At 72.9% G+C, this 17,094-nt stretch carries 14 protein-coding genes and 1 pseudogene; 5 read left to right on the forward strand and 10 right to left on the reverse strand.

The annotated features are described in order from the left end of the window. A partial coding sequence (gene yczR / locus O3W51_RS30390; protein WP_269287794.1) for a MocR-like transcription factor YczR occupies positions 1-1,359 on the reverse strand: 1,359 nt, incomplete at its 3' end. A gap of 96 nt (positions 1,360-1,455) precedes the next feature. Here yczR and yczE point away from each other — a divergent pair. The 4 genes and pseudogenes from yczE (at position 1,456) to O3W51_RS30410 (ending at position 5,064) form a co-directional block, all read left to right on the forward strand. Further along, the gene (yczE, locus tag O3W51_RS30395) at positions 1,456-2,193 is read left to right on the forward strand and encodes a membrane protein YczE (RefSeq protein WP_244809083.1); all 738 of its coding nucleotides are present in this window, start codon (positions 1,456-1,458) and stop codon (positions 2,191-2,193) included. Next, positions 2,194-2,997 (forward strand): annotated as a pseudogene (locus tag O3W51_RS30400) (glycerophosphodiester phosphodiesterase); the annotation flags it as partial. Then, positions 2,883-4,376: an MFS transporter gene (locus O3W51_RS30405; RefSeq protein ID WP_331284102.1), complete on the forward strand. Its 1,494-nt coding sequence runs from the start codon at positions 2,883-2,885 to the stop codon at positions 4,374-4,376. The pseudogene O3W51_RS30400 and the gene O3W51_RS30405, both read left to right, overlap by 115 nt. A 313-nt stretch (positions 4,377-4,689) precedes the next feature. After that, positions 4,690-5,064, forward strand: a complete 375-nt coding sequence (locus O3W51_RS30410) for an RNA polymerase-binding protein RbpA (RefSeq protein WP_138353051.1) — start codon at positions 4,690-4,692, stop codon at positions 5,062-5,064. Between the two features lie 69 nt (positions 5,065-5,133). On the opposite strand, the gene fxsA is transcribed toward O3W51_RS30410, so the two are convergent. The 5 genes from fxsA to O3W51_RS30435 form a co-directional block, all read right to left on the reverse strand. After that, positions 5,134-5,727: an FxsA family membrane protein gene (gene fxsA, locus O3W51_RS30415; protein WP_138353050.1), complete on the reverse strand. Its 594-nt coding sequence runs from the start codon at positions 5,725-5,727 to the stop codon at positions 5,134-5,136. Positions 5,728-5,819: 92 nt separating this feature from the next. Continuing rightward, a complete protein-coding gene (locus O3W51_RS30420) occupies positions 5,820-6,611 on the reverse strand; it encodes a polyprenol monophosphomannose synthase (RefSeq protein ID WP_138353049.1) in 792 nt (263 codons plus the stop codon). Then, positions 6,608-8,308: an apolipoprotein N-acyltransferase gene (lnt, locus tag O3W51_RS30425; RefSeq protein ID WP_443048353.1), complete on the reverse strand. Its 1,701-nt coding sequence runs from the start codon at positions 8,306-8,308 to the stop codon at positions 6,608-6,610. The genes O3W51_RS30420 and lnt overlap by 4 nt, the downstream gene beginning before the upstream one ends. A 746-nt stretch (positions 8,309-9,054) precedes the next feature. After that, positions 9,055-10,683 carry an amidohydrolase gene (locus O3W51_RS30430; protein ID WP_138353047.1) on the reverse strand — a complete coding sequence of 543 codons (1,629 nt, stop codon included), beginning with the start codon at positions 10,681-10,683 and terminating at the stop codon, positions 9,055-9,057. A 30-nt stretch (positions 10,684-10,713) separates the two neighbouring features. Next, complete coding sequence (locus O3W51_RS30435; RefSeq protein WP_138353046.1) at positions 10,714-11,154, reverse strand: Lrp/AsnC family transcriptional regulator; 441 nt, start codon at positions 11,152-11,154, stop codon at positions 10,714-10,716. A gap of 249 nt (positions 11,155-11,403) precedes the next feature. Here O3W51_RS30435 and O3W51_RS30440 point away from each other — a divergent pair, with 249 nt between their 5' ends. Further along, on the forward strand, positions 11,404-11,838 hold the full coding sequence (locus tag O3W51_RS30440; protein WP_138353045.1) for a hypothetical protein: 435 nt from the start codon (positions 11,404-11,406) through the stop codon (positions 11,836-11,838). A gap of 101 nt (positions 11,839-11,939) precedes the next feature. Here the strand turns inward: O3W51_RS30440 and O3W51_RS30445 are convergent, their stop codons facing one another. The 4 genes from O3W51_RS30445 to O3W51_RS30460 form a co-directional block, all read right to left on the reverse strand. Beyond that, positions 11,940-13,115 (reverse strand): acyl-CoA dehydrogenase family protein, encoded by a 1,176-nt coding sequence (locus O3W51_RS30445; protein WP_269287796.1) that lies wholly within the window; start codon positions 13,113-13,115, stop codon positions 11,940-11,942. A gap of 115 nt (positions 13,116-13,230) precedes the next feature. Next, positions 13,231-13,404, reverse strand: a complete 174-nt coding sequence (locus O3W51_RS30450; RefSeq protein ID WP_269287797.1) for a hypothetical protein — start codon at positions 13,402-13,404, stop codon at positions 13,231-13,233. A gap of 98 nt (positions 13,405-13,502) precedes the next feature. Next, positions 13,503-14,759 carry an SLC13 family permease gene (locus O3W51_RS30455; protein ID WP_269287805.1) on the reverse strand — a complete coding sequence of 419 codons (1,257 nt, stop codon included), beginning with the start codon at positions 14,757-14,759 and terminating at the stop codon, positions 13,503-13,505. Between the two features lie 153 nt (positions 14,760-14,912). After that, entirely contained in the window at positions 14,913-17,084 is a 2,172-nt protein-coding gene (locus O3W51_RS30460; protein ID WP_269287806.1) for a putative bifunctional diguanylate cyclase/phosphodiesterase, read from the reverse strand. Positions 17,085-17,094: the final 10 nt, after the last annotated feature.

The following is a 17,094-nucleotide window of genomic DNA, read 5'->3' on the forward strand; positions in this document are numbered from 1 at the left end:
GGACTCGAAGGCCCCGTCGACCCCGAACCGGGGCCCGGACGGGACGCGGACGCCGAGGCGTTCGCCGGCCACCGCGAGCCGGGAACCCGACACGTCACCGGTCCGCACCCACATCGTCATACCGCCGGCCGGCACGGTGAACTCCCAGTCCGGGGTCTGCTCGCGCAGCGCCGCCACCAGGTCGTCACGGTGTCCGGCGGCCCGGGCGCGGCGGGTGGCGACGGCCTGGTCCCAGCCGCCGCCGCGCAGCAGCCAGGCCACGGCGAGCTGGTCGACGACGGGGGATCCGAGGTCCAGATAGGCGCGGGCGGAGACCAGCCGGCGGACGACGTCGGGCGCCGCCCGGACCCAGCCGATCCGCAGCCCAGCCCAGATCGCCTTGCTCGCGGAGCCGACGGTGATCACCGTGCCACCGCGGTCGAAGGCGGCCATCGGCCGCGGCACGGTCGTGTCCGCGTCCAGCACCAGCTCCGCCATCGTCTCGTCCGCGACCACCACGGTCCCGGAGGCACGGGCCGTCTCGACCAGGGCGCGGCGCTGCTCGTCACCGACCAGGGTGCCGGTCGGGTTGTGGAAGTCGGGCATGACGTAGGCCATCCGCGGCGCCGCGTCGCGCAGCACCCGCTGCCAGGCGTCGATGTCCCAGCCGCCGAGGTTGTCGCGCATGGCCACCGGCACCAGCCGGGCGCCGGTCTCGCGGAACAGCTCCAGCACGTTGGCGTAGCTCGGGGACTCCACCGCGACCCGTTCACCGAGCCCGACGAGCCGCCGGGCCGCCGCCGCGATGGCGCCCATGGCGCCGGTGGTGACCATGATCTGTTCGGGCATGGTGGGCACCCCGCGGGCGGTGTAGCGGTCGGCGATCGCCTCGCGCAGCACCGGAAGTCCGGCCGGGAAGTCGCCGTGGGTGGCCGCGTAGGCCGGGAGTTCGGCCAGGGCGCCCTCCATCGCACGGGTCAGCCACGGCTCGGGGGCGGGCAGCGCCGCGCAGCCGAGGTCGATGACGGTGCCCGCGGAGTCCGGCGGGAGCGGGTCGAGGATCCGGCTCGGCAGCGCGTGCCCCTCCGGTATGGCGGTCCAGCTGCCGGCGCCCCGCCGGGAGCGGGCGAACCCCTCGGCGCGCAGCGCCTCGTACGCGGCGGCGACGGTGGTGCGGCTGACGCCCAGCGCGAGGGCGAGCTCCCGCTCGGCGGGCAGCCGGGCGGCGACCGGTACCCGGCCTTCGAGCACCAGCAGCCGTACGCCGTCGGCGAGTCCGCGGTAGGCCGGTACGCGACGGCCGCCGCCACCGGGAGCCGGCCGGGGTTCGAGCAGCCGGGCGAGCGGAGCCGCTCCTACCGATGCAGTCCACTGCGACATGGAATTCAGTCCACCTTTCGCGGATTGGCTGTGGCGGTCACCCACATCCATGCCACAGAGTGCCACGTATCTTGCCACCTTCACCAGGGGGTCACCGTGCACACCGGTCGCCGCATCGTCCATCTCTATGCCGGTCTGGTGCTGTACGGCGCCAGTGACGGCCTCCTGGTCGGCGCCGGTCTCGGTCTGGACCCGTGGGACGTCTTCCACCAGGGGATCTCCGGTCATTCCGGGCTGAGCATCGGCATGGTGTCGATCGTCGTGGGCGCGGCGGTGCTGCTGCTGTGGTGGCCGCTGCGGCAGCGGCCCGGCCTCGGCACCGTGTCCAACGTCTTCATCGTAGGTCTGGCCATGGACGGCACGCTGCGGCTGCTGCCGGAGGTCCACGCGCTGGGCGTCCGGATCCCGCTGCTGGTGGCGGCGATCGTGCTCAACGGAGTGGCGACCGGCCTCTACATAACGGCACGCTTCGGACCCGGCCCGCGCGACGGGCTGATGACGGGACTGCACCGCAGGACGGGCCGGTCGATCCGGCTGGTCCGCACCGGGATCGAACTGACGGTGCTCGCCGTCGGCTTCCTGCTGGGCGGCAGCGTCGGGGTGGGCACCGTGCTGTACGCGGTGGCGATCGGACCGCTCGCCCAGTACTTCCTGCGGTTCTTCGAGATCCCGCAGCCGGCCGCTCAGCCGACCGCTCAGCCGGTCACCCCGCCGGATCCGGACCTGGAACCGGACCGGGAACCGGACCTGCGGCCGGAACGCTCGCCGGCCGTCGCGGCCTGCGGGGACCGCCCGGTGGCCGGGGCCGCCGCGGACCCGGCCATACTGCCGTAGGTGAGCGCACCTCCCCCTCCCCCGGCCCACCCGTATCTGGACCATCCGGCACCCCTCGCCTTCGCCCATCGCGGAGGTGCGGCGGACGGCCTGGAGAACACCCTGACCGCCTTCCGCCGTGCCGTCGACCTCGGCTACCGCTATCTGGAGACCGACGTCCACCTGACGTCGGACGGCGTTCTCGTCGCCTTCCACGACGCGACCCTGGACCGTGTCACCGACGCGCGCGGCGCCATCGCCGCCCTACCGTGGAGCGAGGTCTCCCGGGCCCGGGTCGCGGGCCGTGAGCCGGTCTCCACGTTCGCGGAGCTGCTGGCGGCCTTTCCCGAGGCCCGGTGGAACGTGGACGTGAAGGCGGAGGCCGCCGCCGGACCGCTGCTCGACGCGATCCGTACGGCGGACGCGTGGGACCGGGTGTGCGCCGGATCGTTCTCCGAGGCCCGGGTGGCCCGGCTGCGGGCGCTCGCCGGACCCCGGCTGGCCACTTCGCTGGGCACCCGGGGGGTGGCGGGCCTGCGGCTGCGCTCGTACGGCGGCCGGCCGCTGGAGCGGCTGCCCGCGCGGCTGCTGGACGCGGCGGTACGGCAGGGCGCGGTCTGCGTCCAGGTGCCGGAGCGCGTCGCGGGCGTTCCGGTGGCGGACCGCAGGTTCATCGACGCCGCCCACCGGCGGGGTCTGCAGGTCCATGTCTGGACGGTCAACGACCCCCGCCGGATGACCGCGCTCCTCGACCTCGGAGTGGATGGCATCATGACCGATCACATCGAGGCACTGCGCACGGTGTTGTCCGAGCGGGGGACCTGGTGGACACGGCGGTAACGGAGACGGCGGTCGCGGAGCGCGCACTGGAGCGGCGCCGCGAGCAGCACGGCTGGTATTTCTACGACTGGGCCAACTCGGTCTTCTCCACGAGTGTGATCACGGTCTTCCTCGGCCCCTATCTCACGGAGGTCGCGAAGGCCGCCGCCGACGCCGACGGGTATGTGCACCCGCTGGGCATCCCGGTGCGGGCGGGCGCGTACTTCGCGTACACGATCTCCGCCTCGGTGCTGCTGTCGGTGCTGGTGATGCCGCTGGCGGGCGCGGTCGCGGACCGTACCGGCCGCAAGAAGCCGCTGATGGGCGCGTTCGCCTATCTGGGGGCGGCGGCGACCGCCGGGATGTTCTTCCTGTCCGGCGACCGCTATCTGCTCGGCGGCGCGCTGCTGATCGTGGCGAACGTCTCGTACGCGGCGTCCGTGGTGCTCTACAACGCCTTCCTGTCGCAGATCGCGGAGCCGCACGAGCGGGACGCCGTGTCGTCGAGGGGTTGGGCCTTCGGGTACGCGGCGGGCGCGCTGATGCTGGTGGCGAACCTGGGGCTGTTCCTGGGCCATGACGCCTTCGGCGTCTCCAAGGGCACGGCGGTGCGCATCTGCCTCGCCTCAGCGGGGCTGTGGTGGGCGGTGTTCACGGTGGTGCCGCTGCGCCGGCTGCGGGACCGCCCGTCGCCACGCTCCGCCGCCGGCCCGTCCGCCGGCGACGCCGGGCCGGGCGCGCTCGGCCAGGGCTGGCGGCAGCTGGCGGCCACCGCCCGGGACATGCGCCGCTATCCGCTGACGCTCGCCTTCCTGCTGGCGTACCTCGTCTACAACGACGGCATCCAGACGGTGATCTCGCAGGCGTCGGTGTACGGCTCGGAGGAGCTGGGCCTGGAACAGGGGACGCTGATCACCGCCATCCTGCTGGTCCAGGTGCTGGCCGTGGTCGGCGCGCTGGTACTGGGCCGGCTGGCCGCCCGCTACGGGGCCCAGCGCACCGTGCTCGGCTCACTGGCCGCCTGGACCGTCACCATCGGCGCCGGATATTTCCTCCCGGCGGGTGAACCTGTGTGGTTCTTCGCGCTCGCTGCGGCCATCGGGATGGTCCTCGGCGGCAGCCAGGCGCTGTCCCGATCGCTCTTTTCCCACCTGGTGCCGCGGGGCAAGGAGGCCGAGTACTTCTCCGTGTACGAGGTCAGCGACCGGGGAACGAGCTGGCTCGGACCTCTGCTTTTCGGGCTGACGTACCAGCTGACCGGCAGCTATCGCGACGCGATCATCTCGCTGGTGGTCTTCTTCGCGGTGGGGTTCGTGCTGCTGGCCCGGGTGCCGGTGCGCGCGGCGGTGGAGGCCGCGGGAAATCGCGTCCCGGACACAATTTAGGTATTGGGGGTCGCGGGCCGGTAGTGTACGCGGTTGTCCCGCCGGGTTGACCGTTACTGCGCGCCAAAGATAGCTAAGCGCCGGGTGACATCTGGTAACAGATGTGACAAAACGGTCAATGGTGGGTACAAACAGGGGCGGCACGACGGTAGGAAAAAGCGCGGCGCGCAGCGCCCTCCTAGAAAGGGTGGCGGTGGGCGACGGGCGGGCGCATGTCCCTCAACGGGAATCTTCACCGCCGACCGGACGTTGACCGGATGACGACGACAGCGACACCTGTCCTGTGGGCGACAAAGCCCGGGAGGCACGATTCATGAGTGAGCGAGCTCTCCGCGGTACGCGACTCGGGGCCACTAGCTACGAGACCGACCGTGGTATCGATCTGGCACCTCGCCAGACCGTTGAGTACGCATGCCGGAACGGACATCGCTTTGAGATGCCGTTCTCGGTTGAGGCCGAGATTCCGTCGGAGTGGGAGTGCCGTGCATGCGGCACCATCGCACTTCTGGTGGACGGAGAGGGCCCGGAGAAGAAGGAAACCAAGCCCGCGCGCACGCACTGGGACATGCTCATGGAGCGGCGCACGCTCGAGGAACTCGAGGAGGTGCTGGCCGAGAGGCTGGCCGTCCTGAGGTCCGGAGCGATGAACATCGCGGTGCATCCGCGCGACAACCGCAAGAGCGCCTGACCAACAGGCATCGGGCCCGTGGTGACACACGGGCCCGCCCAACACTTCTGCCCCGTGGCGGAGCGCCGATCAGCGCTCTGTCCCGGGGTTTTTGCGGTCCGGGTCCACGACCTCGCCCTGGATGACCTCGCCGGGGATGACCTTGCCGTCGGGACGGTGGATCCGGATCTGCTCGTTGGCCACCCGCGCCTGCTGGAACAGATCACCGATCGAACCGGAGTCGTAGCTCTTGCGGCGCCCGAGGGCGCGGTCCGCCGCCTTGCGCAGCAGTGCCCGGGTCGGCGGGAAGAGGCACAGCAGCCCGGCCGCGTCGGACACGAAGCCCGGGATCATCAGCAGCAGACCACCGAGCATGCCGAGCGCCGCACCGGTCGCCTCGCTCCCGGACGGGGCGATGCCCGGAGCGCCGGGGGCTCCCGGGGCACCGGGCTGCATGGAGACGGTCAGGCTGCGCCAGGCGCTGCGCCCGGCCCGCTTCACCACGAGCGCGCCGAGCACGAACCCCGCCACGAGCAGCAGCAGAACGGTGAGGCCGCTGGTGGCCGAGGCCACCACCGTCAGCAGCCAGATCTCCAGGACCGCCCAGGCCGCCACCACGAGCGGCGCGAAGGTGCGGACGCGCGAGCGCCGGGGACGGACGGGGGGCGGGGTGCTGGTAGTCATACGGTCAATTGTGCCTGGGCCCGGATAAAGCCACGATCATCGGCGGACATCGCCGATCACGCCCGCCCGGATCGCACCCCGCCGGACCGCCCTCAGCGGGACGTACGGCCGAAGACCCGGCTCGCCCGTGAGCCCACGCCCCAGGCGGTGACCCGCCACAGCGCCTCGACCACGATGTTGCGGCTCATCTTGCTGTCGCCGCGCTCGCGCTCCACGAAGGTGATGGGGACCTCGACGACGTGGAAGCCGGCCTTGACCGTGCGCCAGGCCAGGTCGACCTGGAAGCAGTAGCCGGCCGAGGCCACCTCGTCCATGCCCAGGCCGGTCAGGGTCTCCTTGCGGAAGGCCCGGTAGCCGCCGGTGACGTCACGGATCGGCACGTCCAGCAGGATCCGCGAGTACGTGCTGCCGCCGCGGGAGAGGAACTCACGGGACTTGGGCCAGTTGACGACCCGGCCGCCGGGGATCCACCGGGAGCCGAGGACCAGGTCCGCGCCCTTGAGGGCGGTGAGCAGCCGGGGCAGCTCCTCGGGCTGGTGCGAGCCGTCGGCGTCCATCTCGACCAGGACGCCGTATCCCTGGTCGATGCCCCAGCGGAAGCCGGCCAGGTAGGCGGCACCGAGGCCTTCCTTGCCCTGCCGGTGCAGCACGTGGACGTGATCGTCACCGGAAGCCAGTTCGTCGGCGAGCTTGCCGGTGCCGTCGGGGCTGTTGTCGTCGGCGACCAGGATGTGCGCCTCGGGTACCGAGGACCGGACCCGGGCCACGATCGGCTTGATGTTCTCGGCTTCGTTGTAGGTCGGGATGATGACCAGAACCGTGCCGAGCGGACCGAAGTCCCTCCCCTGGGCTCCGCCATGGGGAACCCCACCGCCCTCGTTCACTGCTGCCCCTTCGCTTTTGTGGCTTCGCGCCTGCCGAGCGCGATGGCGACAGCGCAGGACAGAATCCCCACCATAGCGAGAGTCCACTCGGGAACCGTACTGACGCGGTCGGCCACCGTGAGCTCGTCGCGCAGCGGGATCCGGGCACTCAGGACATCCTGGGTGAATTCCTTCGTGCGCTGCTCAATGGTGCCGTCGGGGGCCACCACGGCGCTGATGCCGCTGGTCGCGGCGGTGACGATGGCGCGGCCGTGTTCGACGGCCCGCAGCCGCGACATGGCGAGCTGCTGCTCGGGCTGTCCGGTGCGGCCGTACGTCGCGTTGTTGGTCTGGACGATGATCGCGCGCGCCCCGGCCTTCACGGTGTCGTGCACGATCTCGTCGTAGGCGACCTCGAAGCAGATGACGTCGCCGAGCGTGGCGGGGCCGATCTTGAGGACGCCGGTGTTCCTGCCCGGGTAGAAGTCCCGCGGGATCTGGTCGAGCCGGTGGATGACCTTGGTGAGCTCGGTGCGGAAGGGCACGTACTCGCCGAACGGCACCGGGTGCTGCTTGGTGTACGAGGCGCCGGGCCCGGAGACCGGGTCCCAGACGATGCCCTCGTTCTGCACATGCCGGGCGTCCGGGCCGTCGACCAGCGCGCCGACCAGGACCGGGACGCCCACGGCCCGCACCGCGCCGGTGATCCTGTCGTACGCCTGCGGGTTGCTGAACGGGTCGAGGTCGGAGGAGTTCTCCGGCCAGATCACCAGATCCGGCTTGGGCGTGCGCTTCTCCTTGATGTCCCTGGCCAGCTTGAGGGTGGCCGCGACATGGTTGTCCAGGATCTGCATCGGCCGGCCGAGGAAGTGCATCCCGGGCTGCTGGACGTTGCCCTGCACGATGGCCACCTTGACGAAGTCGGTGGCGTCCGTGGGCACCGGTACCGCGTAGCCGGCGGCGAGGAGGGCGGCCGCGAGCACGGCGGTCCCGGCGGCGGGCAGCAGCGTCCGGGCGGTGCGCGCGGTCCCGGCGGTGCGCAGCCGCAGGGCGGCGAGCACGGCCGCGGCCAGCAGCGTGCCGGTCAGCGCGACGGCGAAGGTGATCAGCGGGGCCCCGCCGAGGGCGGCCAGCGGGGTGTAGGGCGAGCCGGTGTTGGCGAAGGCCAGGCGTCCCCAGGGGAAGCCGCCGAAGGGCAGCCGGTCCCGGGCCAGTTCCTCGGCCACCCACAGGCAGCCGCCCCACAGCGGCCAGCCCGGCAGCCGGGAGGTGATCGCCAGGCCGGCTCCGAGCGCGGCGATGAAGAGCGCCTCCAGCACGGACAGCCCGAAGACCGCGTCGTAGCCGACGACCCGCAGCCACAGCAGCAGCCACAGGAAGAAGGGCAGCGCGAAGGCGAAGCCGAGCCAGGCGCCCTGCCGGGCGGTCCTGCCACGGGTGAGGACGGACAGCCCGGCGACCGCGGCGATCGACAGCGGCCACAGGTCGTAGGGCGGGAACGCGGCGGCGAGCGCCAGTCCGCAGAGCGCGGCGGCGGCGCTGCGGGGGGCCGCGCGGCGGGCGGCCAGCGCGGCACGGCGGCGCCGGCCGGGACGTACGGGCACGGGCTGGGCCGCGTCCGGATCGGCGGCCGGGTCCACGACCGCGTCCTTGGCTGGATCCGCGGCCGGTTCTGCGGCTGGATCCACGGCCGGGGCGGTGTCGGGTCGCGGGCGCACGTCGCGGCCTTCCTGCAGCAGGTGGTGAGCTGGTGCATTGAATCCTCCCCCAGCTCAAGCAGGGGGATTCCTGGCTCACGATGCCTGCGGGTCAGCGATCCGACAGGTCTTCCACGATCAACACCAGCCGGGTTGAGACCAGCCCGGTTTGGTACGGCAAAGCTTGGAGGTGCTTGTGCTGTCTTGGTTCTCGATCAGCACGGTGTGCGCGCTTGATTCTCGCGACGCACGACCGGAAGCTTACCCGGTCATCTGGGCGGCGATCCGCCGGCGGGCGCGCAGGCCGCCGCGGGGGCCGGGCTCGAGGCGGGGCCGTGCGGGAGCGCCCGCTACGGAACGGGCCCGGAACGCCCTTCGGGCCGACCTGGGACCCGCTGGCTGCGAGTCGGCGCCAAGGCCGTTGTCTACTGGGCGTCCGGGCCCTTCCCGGGTCACACCTGCCGTCCGGCGGCACTCGCCGTGAAGCGAGCCGCTTTCCGTGCCGCTGACGCTGGACCTGGCTGCCAGTGGCGGCGTGCACGTGCGGCGCGACACCCCATGGCCCAGCGGCGGTCGACGGATTCGCGGAGGGTCCCCGGTCCGACGTCCTGTGGTGGACTCGGCCGAACCTACTCGCCCTCGACCGTTGGCTGTCAACAGCCACTTGACCTGCGATGATCCTTCAAATCAGCAGGTCAGTGCGGGGCCCGGTGAGTCGGCGCGACAGGCCGAGGGCACACCGTTCGGCCGCATGTGGCCGCCGTGGGTCACTCGTTCGGCCGTGTGTGGACCGTGCGGCCGGACACGACGGTACGCAGCGCGACCGGAAGGGCACGGTCCGGCGCCACGTCCGGCAGGCCCGGAGTGCCGGAACGCGGGTCGGTGGACCAGTTGGCGACCCGTTCGTCCGGGGCCTGCACCACCAGTTCGCCGCCGCGCCAGAGCACGTAGTCGGCGGGCGCGCCCGGCATCAGGACACCGGTGTCGTCCCGGCCGACCGCGCGCCAGCCGCCCCGGGTGTGGGCGTTGAAGGCGGCGCGGGCCGAGATACGGTGCCCGGGGGTGCGGTGGAACGCGGCGGCGCGTACGGCGCCCCACGGGTCGAGCGGGGTGACGGGGCTGTCGGAGCCGAGGACCAGCGGCACACCGGCCCGCACCATCGCGGCGTAGGAGTTGAGCGTCCCGGCCCGTTCGGCGCCGAGCCGCTCCGCGTACATGCCCTCCTCGCCGCCCCAGGCCGCGTCGAAGGCCGGCTGCACCGAGGCGATCAGACCGAGTTCGGCGAAGCCGGCGATGGTGTCCGGCGTCATCATCTCGGCGTGCTCGACCCGGTGCCGCAGCGCCCGGATCCGGTCGGTGCCGACGCGTTCGGCGGCGGCCCGTACCCCGGCCACGACGGAGGAGACGGCGGCGTCCCCGATGGCGTGGAAACCCGCCTGGACACCGGCCTCGGTGCAGGCGGCGACATGGGCGGCGATGGTGTCGGTGTCGATGAAGGGGGTACCGCTGTGCGGGGCGTCGGCGTAGGGCGCGTGCAGACAGGCCGTGCGGGAGCCGAGGGAGCCGTCGACGAACAGGTCGCCGCCCGCGCCGACGGCGCCCAGGTCCCGGATCCGGTCGAGCCCCGAGGCGTCCTTCACGGCCTCCGCCCAGTACCCGAAGACCCGGGGCCCGGATTCCGCCGCGGCGAGCGCCAGCAGGCCGGTGAGGTCGTCCTCGGAGGAGATGTCGGGGCCGGCGCACTCGTGCACCGCGCTGATGCCCAGCGAGGCGGCGTGGCGCAGTGCCGCGCGCTGCGCCGCGAGCCGCTGGGCGGGGGTGACGGCGGCGTGCGCGGCACGGCGCACCGCGTGGTGCGCGTCGCTGGTGAGCGGGCCCTCCGGGTGGTACCCCGGCAGGTCGCGCACGCCGGGGACCAGGTCGAGCAGCGCGGTGGTGACAACGGCGGAGTGCACATCGACCCGGGTCAGGTAGAGCGGCCGGCCGCCGACCGCCTCGTCCAGCTCCTGGCGGGACGGCGTCCGCCGCTCGGGCCAGCGCGACTCGTCCCAGCCGTGGCCGAGCAGCACCCGGTCGCCGGGGCGGTCGCGGGAGAACGCGGCGGTGCGGGCGAGCGCGTCGGCGAGGGAGCCGGCGGCGGTGAGGTCGAGGCCGGTGAGCGCCAGCCCGGTCGCGGTGGTGTGGACGTGCGCGTCGGTGAACGCGGGGGTGACGAGCGCGCCGTCGAGGTGGACCACTTCGTCGACGCCGTCCACGAAGGAGTCGGCGGCGCCCTCGGATCCCACCCAGGCGACGGTGCCGCCCTCCACGACCATGGCCGTGGCGAAGGGGTCGGCGGGGCTGTAGACGGTTCCGCCGCGCAGCAGCACGGTGGTGGAAGGGGTGCGCTCGTTCATGAGGGACAGTCTCTCCCCTGCCCGGAGCGCTCAGATGCGCGGGGGCCTGGCCTCGTACGGAGTGGACAGCACGACGGTGGTGCGGGTGGAGACCCCGGCCAGGGTGCGGATCCGGGCGAGCAGGTGCTCCAGCTCGCCGGGGGTCGCGACGCGGACCTTGAGGATGTAGTTCTCCTCCCCCGCGACGCTGTGGCAGGCCTCGATCTCCGGTACCTCGGCGAGGCGCTCCGCGATGTCGTCCGGCGCGCTCGGGTCGAACGGTTTGATCGAGATGAACGCCGTCAGGGAGAGTCCGACCGCTTCGGCGTCGACGATCGCGGCGTAGCCGCGGATCACCCCGCGCTGCTCCAGACGGCGCACCCGCTGGTGCACCGCCGAGGTGGACAGGCCGGTGGCCTTGCCCAGGTCGGTGTAGCTCATCCGCCCATCGGCGACGAGAAGTTCCACGATCTGTTGATCCAGCTCCTCCACGGCGGTCAACTTACTGCCCCGGAGGGCCTCCGGCACAGCGGGCAGGGGGCACGCCGGGGCGGGAGGGCGTTCTCCCGGCGCGCGCACGCCCGGAACGGCGCCGGATGTGACGAAGGCCACACCGGATGCACCCCATGGTGGCGGCCGCCACGGTTATCGGGCGCGCCGGGCGGGAAGTGCTCGCTATGGCCGTGGCCGTCGTGCCCGGCGGGCCCGTCGAACGGGCGTTCATCCAAGGGGGATCCCACTATGCGCACCCATGTGCGGCCCAGCCGCAGCGAACGTACGCAGCCCGTACTCGAGGAGGACGACGAACGCGCCGCCCAGGCGCTCGAAGCCGCCGCCCTGGACGCCGAGGAGGCGTTCGACGACGAGGTCTACGACATCCTGCGGGTGCACTGCCCGGACTGCGCGCGGCCGATCGCGCTGTTCGAGGGCGAGGAGGTGCTGCCGGAGCACGCGCTGTGCCCCACGCCGTGGAATCCGTTCGGCCTCACCGTCTGTGCCGGTTCCGGGCGCGCGTTGCGGGACGCGCAGCAGGTGGACGGCATGGAGTACACCGGTGAGGAGCTCGCCACCCTGCTGACGCTGCCGGCCGGACTCGACTGGCGCACCCAGCCGTTCTCTCACGCGTACGGCCCCGAGTCCCGTCCGGTACGGGTGCCGCGCCAGCGCGCGGCCTGAACCCGGCGGCGACCGCCTGCGATACGGTGCCGCGTCCCCGGGGGGCGCGGCACCGGCGCGGCGTTACGGCTCGCCCTCCGGACCAGGGCTCGCTCTGCGGACTACGGCTTGCTCTCCGGTCCTGCGAGGTGCCGGGCGATGACCATGCGCTGGCTCTGGTTGGTGCCCTCGACGATCTGCAGCACCTTGGCCTCGCGCATGTAGCGCTCGACGGGGAAGTCCACCGTGTAGCCGAAGCCGCCGAGGAGTTGGACGGCGTCGGTGGTCACCTGCATCGCGGCGTCCGTGCAGAAGAGCTTGGCCATCGCCGCCTGCCGCGAGAAGTCCCGGCCGGCGTCGCGCAGCCGCGCCGCGGCGAGGTAGAGCGCCCGGCCGGCCTCGATCTTGGTGGCCATGTCGGCGAGCATGAAGCGCAGCCCCTGGAAGTCCACGAGCGGACGGCCGAACTGCTTGCGGGCCAGCGTGTAGGCCAGCGCCTCGTCGAGGGCGCCCTGGGCGACCCCGACGGCACAGGCCGCGATGCCGAGCCGGCCCGAGTCGAGCGCGGACAGCGCGATGGAGAAGCCCTGGCCCTCCTCGCCGACCCGCCGGCTGTCCGGGACGGTCACGCCGTCGAAGTGGACCTGGGCGGTGGGCGAGCCCTTCATGCCCATCTTCCGCTCGGGCTGGGCGGCGGTCAGGCCCGGTGAGTCCGCGGGCACCAGGAACGCGGTGATGCCGCGCGGGCCCTCGGCGCCGCTGCGGGCGAGCACGGTGTAGAAGTCGGCGACACCGCCGTGGGTGATCCACGCCTTGGTGCCGTCGATGGTCCAGTCGCCGTCCTTGAGGACCGCGCGGGTGTTCAGGGACGCGGCGTCGGAGCCCGCTGCGGGCTCGGAGAGGCAGTACGCGCCGAGGAGCGCGCCGCCGAGCATGGCGGGCAGGTGCTCGGCCCGCTGCTCCTTGGTGCCGAAGTGCGCCACCGCGTGGCAGGCGAGGGTGTGGACACTCACTCCGAGGCCGACGGTGAGCCGGGCGGCGGCCAGCTCCTCCAGGACCTGCAGGTACACCTCGTAGGGCTGTCCCCCGCCGCCGTACTCCTCCGGATACGGGAGGCCGAGCAGCCCCGCCTCGCCGATGAGGGCGAACGTGTCCCGCGGGAAGTGCCCGGTGTCCTCCTCCTCGGCGGCCCGGGGCAGGATCTCCCGCTGGGCCAGCTCGCGGGTGAGGGCGAGCAGGTCTCGGGCCTCCTCGGTGGGCAAGTGGCGGTCTACCGGCTGCGGGCCGTTGTGAGGCATGGCGGCACGCTCCTCCCTGTCAGGCGCGGCGGCGACCGCCCAGGGTGTGGCGGTGCCGTACGTCTTGCGATGCCCAAATGCCGATCGTCTCCCGCCGGGTCTCGGCGCGGCTTGATCAGCGGCTGTGGCGCGATGGAGTATGCCCGATCGGGCGCTCCGCGTCACGGGGCGAGGCCCGGTACCGGTACAGATCAGGGGGCTTCCGGGGGCGGCGGCCCGACGGCGGGCGCACCCGGGCGTACGCCGCGCCGCGGTGGACGACGGGCGCGGCGGCGTATGCGTCCGTCATCCGTACGGGCTGTCTCCGGCGGCGGCCGGGACTGAGCGGTCCCAGGGGCCGCCCCGGGAGCCGTCCCAGGAGCCCCGCCGGGCGGCTGTGAGGCCCCGTCAGGTGCCCGTCAGCCGCAGCATGGCCCACAGGGCCGTCGTGGCGCCCACCAGCGTCAGGGGCACCGTCAGCAGGCCGAGGCGGGTGAAGACGCCCAGCTCGGGGTCCTTGCCGTGGTCGCTGAGGATCCGGCGCCACAGCAGGGTGGCCAGCGAGCCGGCGTAGGTGAGGTTCGGGCCGAGGTTCACACCGATCAGGACGGCGAGCACCGGGCCGGGTCCGGCTGTCGCGACGAGCGGCAGCAGGGCCAGCACCGCCGGCAGGTTGTTGATCAGGTTGGCCAGCACGGCGGCGAGCGCCGCCACCGCCAGCAGTTCTGGCAGTCCCGCGCCGTCCGGCAGCACCCGGTCCGCCGCATCGGCCAGGCCGTTGTCGACCACGGCCTTGACGACGACGCCCAGTGCCAGCACGAACAGGCAGAACAGCGGGTTCGCCGCGCTCGCCAGGCCGCGTACGGTCGTCCGCCCGCGGCGCAGCGCCCGCACCCCCAGCACCAGCGCGCCGGCCAGCGCCGCCCAGGCGGGGTTCACCCCGGCCAGGGAGGTGACGACGAAGCCCGCGAGGGTCAGGGCGACGACAACGAGGGTGAACACCGGGAGCGCGGGCCGTGGCACCGGTTCACCGGCGCTTGCCGGGGCGGCCAGGTCGGCGGCGAAGAACCGGCGGAAGACCAGGTACTCCAGGCCGATCGCCACCAGCCACGGCAGCGCCATCACCGCCGCGAAGCGGGTGAAGGAGAGCCCGGCCGCGGCGAAGGCCAGCAGATTGGTCAGGTTGGAGACCGGCAGCAGCAGCGACGCCGAGTTCGCCAGATGGGCGCACGCGTAGACATGGGGCCGGGACCGGGTGCCCGCGCGGGCGGCGGTCACGATGACCACCGGGGTCAGCAGCACCACCGTCGCGTCCAGGCTGAGCACGGCGGTGATCAGCGAGGCCACCACGAACACCCCGGCCAGCAGCCGGCCCGGCTCGCCCCGGCAGGCGCGGGCCATCGCGTCCCCGGCCGCGGTGAACAGCCCCGCGTCGGCGCAGAGTTCCGCGAGCACCAGCACGGCGGCGAGGAAACCGACGACCGGCAGCAGTTCCCTGGTCTGGTCCCAGGCGTCCTGCCACGGCACCGCGCCGGTCGCGGTCACCAGCACCGCGGCCGGCACCGCCGCGGCCGCCTCCGGCCAGCCGCGCGGGCGCGCCACCGCGAACCCGAGGACCAGCAGGAGCAGGAGGACGGACAGGATCTCGGCGGCGGTGCTGCTCAGGGTCGGTCTCCACGGTGCTTACGGCGGTCATATGGCGAAGCCGCAGGCAGCGGGCGCACACATGGCGGGGTCAGGAGCCAGCATGCACCACGCCGCCGACAGGTCCTGATGCCAGGACCGGTGAGTCCTCCGTGACGTTCTCGCGGGCCGCCGTCAGGCGCTCATCGCGTCGCACAGCGTCAGGGTGTGGAGATGGTCCGGCGGCCCCGGCCGGGCGTAGTACCAGCCCTGGGCGGTGTCGCAGCCGAGCAGTCCCAGATGCTCCGCCTGGGTGCGGGTCTCCACTCCTTCGACGGTCACGGTGAGGCCGAGGGTGTGCGCGAGGGAGACGATCCCCTCAACGATCTTGAGGTCGACGGGGTCGGCGGGGTGCTGCCGGATGCCCCGGGTGAAGGCCCGGTCGAGCTTGAGGTTGCTGATCGGCAGCCAGCGCAGGGACGACAGGTTGGAGTAGCCGGTGCCGAAGTCGTCGAGCGCTATGTCGACACCCAGGTCGACCAGCCGGCGCAGCGGCTTGAGGGCGTCCTCGTCGGCGCCGATCAGGGCGCTCTCGGTGACCTCCAGGCAGAGGGCGGTGGGGTCCAGCCCGGTCTCCTCCAGGACGGCGGCGACCTCGTCGACGAGCCCCGGATGGTACAGCTGGCACGGGGACAGGTTCACGTTGACGCGGACCGGGAGGCCGTCGGCGCTCCGGCGCTGCCATTCGCGCGCCTGCCGGGCGGACTCCTGCAGCACCCAGCGGCCGAGCGGGACGATCTGCCCGGTGCTCTCCGCCAGCGGTATGAACTGGTCGGGCCCGAGCACGCCGTGCAGCGGGTGGCACCATCTGACCAGCGCCTCCGCACCCTGGACGCTGCCGTCGGCCAGCCGGATGAGGGGCTGGTACTCGATGAAGAACTCGCCGCGCTCCAGGGCGGTCGGCAGCCGGTTCGTCAGACCGTGCCGGGTGATCGCGCGGGCGTCGGAGTCCGGGTCGGCGACCTCGTAGCGGTTGCCGCCGGCGGCCTTGGCCCGGTACATCGTGATGTCGGCGCTGCGCAGCACGTCCGCCGCGCCGCGGGTGCCGGTGGGGCCCTCGACGATGCCGATGCTGCCGTGGACGGGCAGTTCACGGCCGTCGAGACGGACCGTGGTGGACAGCGCGGCCAGGATCCGGTCGGCCAGATCGGTGACCTCACCCTGGGTGGCGGGATCGACGATCAGGGCGGCGAACTCGTCGCCGCCGATGCGGGCGACCAGCTGGTCCGGGGCGGTCACGCACGCCTGCAGCCGCTCGGCGACCGCGACCAGCAGCCGGTCCCCCACCGCGTGGCCGAGGCTGTCGTTGACCGCCTTGAAGCCGTCGAGGTCGAGGTAGCACAGGCCGAGGCGTTCGGTGCCGGTCCCGGGCGACAGGGCCTGTTCCAGCCGTTCGAAGAACAGCGCCCGGTTCGGCAGCCCGGTGAGGGTGTCGTGGGTCGCCTCGTGGCGCAGCCGCTCGGTCAGCAGCCGGGCCTCGGTGATGTCCTCCATGAGCGCCAACTGGTACTGCGGGACGCCCGAGGAGTCCCTGAGCAGCGACACGGACAGGTTGGTCCACAGCGCGGTGCCGTCGGGGCGGTAGTACGGCTTGGTGATGCGGTAGTCGTCGCGCTCGCCGCGGACCAGCTCCCCGTACAGCCCCCAGACGTCGGCGCCGTCGTCCGGGTGCACGAAGTCGCTGACGTTCCGGTTGCGGACGTGGTGCTCGCCGCCGAACATCTGGGTCAGCGCGCCGTTGAGCTCCAGGATCCGGCCGTCGAGGTCGGCGATCCCGATGCCGACCGCGGCGCCCTCGAAGACCGCGCGGAAGCGGGCCTCGCTGGCCTGGAGCGCGGTCTCCGCCTCCGCCCGGGCGGAGATCGCCGCCCGGGAGATGGCCTCCTGCTCGTAGCGGGTGCGTTCGACCAGCGCGCGGGCGAACCCGGCCGCGATGGCGTGCTGCAGCCGGGCGCAGCGGGACCGGCTCTCGTCGGCCGGCAGGTCCTCCGGCGGGCAGTAGAGCACCAGGTACGCGTCGACCACCCGCAGGATGCTGGGCAGCACCTCGGGGTCGGTGCAGTGCGCGGCGACCAGCGCGGATCCGACCTCGAAGGCCGGGCGCGGGTCGAACGGAGTGGCCCGCAGCGCCTCGTCGAGACCGCGGGCCAGCGGGAGCAGGTACTCCTCGAACTCGGCGCGCGTCATCGAGGTCGCGGTGGCCGGGTAGATCGCACGGCTCCAGATGGTGGCGAACCGCCGCAGGCCGTCGGCCCGTGCGTCCAGCGCGGTGTCCCCGGTGGCGTCCTGCCCGGTGCCTCCGGCCAGGTGCAGGCCG

The sequence above is a fragment of the Streptomyces sp. H39-C1 genome, from assembly GCF_027158125.1.
GTDB lineage: Bacteria > Actinomycetota > Actinomycetes > Streptomycetales > Streptomycetaceae > Actinacidiphila > Actinacidiphila fildesensis.